This is a genomic window from Brevibacillus sp. YAE8 (genome assembly GCF_057543335.1).
On sequence record NZ_BAAIYG010000097.1, the window covers coordinates 1 to 670 of the forward strand.

1 pseudogene is annotated in these 670 nt (G+C 37.3%); it reads right to left on the minus strand.

The window, feature by feature from the left end:
- Positions 1-10: 10 nt before the first annotated feature.
- Positions 11-670 (minus strand): annotated as a pseudogene (locus AC27IT_RS27790) (MFS transporter); the annotation flags it as partial.

The window sequence follows — 670 nt, forward strand, 5'->3', positions numbered from 1 at the left end:
TAATAATACTCTAAGCTGGAGACTCTCCGTCTCCTTCATTTAATACTGGAGGAGTAACAGTCGTTTCTTTTTTGTGCAGAGGCTGTGAGATATGTCTTACACAAAAATAAATGATCGTATGCCCTGCTCCAACAATAGCTAATAAAATGGGAATACTTTTTGCTTCATCAAAAAATAGTACGGCTATTAAAAATAAAGATATGGAAACGACCCGCCCAATATTCAGAAATACTTCTCTGACAACAATGTATTCGATTCTTTTTGAAACAACGTCCTTTGCTCGTCCAATCACATCGTACGTTAGAGAAATGAATGGAACCAACAAAATAGGATAGGCAATAGCAATACAAACAGCATATATAATTAACTTTGGATACGATAAGTTAAAGATAAGCAAAAAGACTGCTCCATAGAGAAGGAGGCCCCCGGTGAAAATAAATCGAAGGCGATTTTTTTGCTTAATAAATCTTGAGGCTACATAGTATCCTACAAACGCCACCGCTGAATTCACCAGTCCATAAGTTCCTAAAGCTAATTCACTTCCCGTCGTAATAAATACCATGACGGATACGACAAAAATGAACGTACCTTCACGCAATCCTTGAAAGAAATGAGCCTGTAATATTCGATTCCAGTCTTTGTTGACTTTTCGTTCAGCCCACACTTCTTT